We start from the raw sequence: 1,278 nt of genomic DNA, 5'->3' as shown, positions 1-1,278 counted from the left end.
GTAGCGTGTTTTGAGCTGATCCAGAAAATCATTCGCGTCGAAGAAGCCAGGAATGAGGATGACGCCAAAGATAAGCTGATTGCGGTTGGCTCGGAGCAAGATGTCAGCCATGCCTTGAAATTTATCGAAACCGACTCTGAATTGTTACACCTCTCCCTAATATGTGATGATGCGGAGTTCTATCCTGATTTACAGGATGAACTTCGTAAAACGCCTGCCATAGAAAAGCGCTCACGCAAGCTCAGTCGTGTACTGATGAAAAAAGGTTTTGAGCCAATTTTCATGGAAATGGACGACAAGCAACAACTCATCGCCGCCAATGCCATGCTGCGCCAAATGGCGAAAATTGCCGACCCTGACGACAAGCTGGAAGGCTACCGCAAGGTAGCGAGCTACATCGAAGCGGGTGAATACCTGACTGATAACAAGCTATTCTCTCAGGGTATTCAGGCACTGACTGATAAAGCCATTAATCTTGATGGCATAGCACTACCGAACTTATTGGAGGACTAATGGAACTCGATATTGAAGTCATTCTGGCTGACTTAAAAGAAGGCAAAGTGCCTCGTACGCAGCAAAACCTCGATAAGCTCAACGAAACCCTGAAAGCCTATGCAGAATCAGGTCAGCGTGACTTCTCCATCACGCAAATTGGTCGGGTGTCTGCGGAAAATGGCGGATTGGCGTATGAGGCTTTTCGTGCTACCCGTAACAAGCACTACCGAACACTCATCGAAGCATGGGCGGCAAAGTACAATACCAATACCAAAAAACCGTTATCCAACACCTCACGGTCTAAATCCATCCCTGCGGATAATAAACTGCTAGAGCGCATCCCAGACCCTGCGGTACGCGCCTTGTTTGGTCAAATTATTGCGGAGCGTAACCGTTACCGCAAAGAGGTTAATTTGCTCAAGCAACACGCCAATATTACCATCGACAAACGCCCTGTGCGCCAGTTTGACACCACCGCAGAGCCAAGTGTTGAAGTGCTGCCATCCCTATCAGGCGTACTCACCGAATCAGAAAAAAGAGCCTTAGCGTATGCCATTTCTGATGAATGTATGGAAAAGAACGACTGGCAAACTACTCAGGCGGGTCAGGTAAAAGACATGGAATACAATAGCGAAGTATTCCCTAGAGGCTTTGTCACAGGGCTTCGTAAGCTATTGGGTGAGGTAGATGACTAATGGCAAGTGGGCAGCAGAAAGCGCAACAAAACCTTGAGGCATTTGAGGTCTGGAAAGCCACACAGACGGACGATGAGTTTAAACAAAT

The 1,278-nt window shown here is 47.6% G+C and carries 1 protein-coding gene and 1 pseudogene; both read left to right on the top strand.

Translation table 11 applies throughout. From position 1 onward, the window contains the following. A pseudogene (locus BCU91_RS07345) lies at positions 1-513 on the top strand (integrase); the annotation flags it as partial. Then, the gene (gmtX, locus tag BCU91_RS07340) at positions 513-1,190 is read left to right on the top strand and encodes a gamma-mobile-trio protein GmtX (protein ID WP_102531206.1); all 678 of its coding nucleotides are present in this window, start codon (positions 513-515) and stop codon (positions 1,188-1,190) included. The pseudogene BCU91_RS07345 and the gene gmtX, both read left to right, overlap by 1 nt. Positions 1,191-1,278: the final 88 nt, after the last annotated feature.

It is taken from the genome of Shewanella sp. 10N.286.52.B9, from assembly GCF_002873635.1.
Classification (GTDB): Bacteria; Pseudomonadota; Gammaproteobacteria; order Enterobacterales; family Shewanellaceae; genus Shewanella.
Note: the sequence above shows the minus strand (reverse complement) of the source record. Positions and strands in the feature narration are given on the sequence as shown.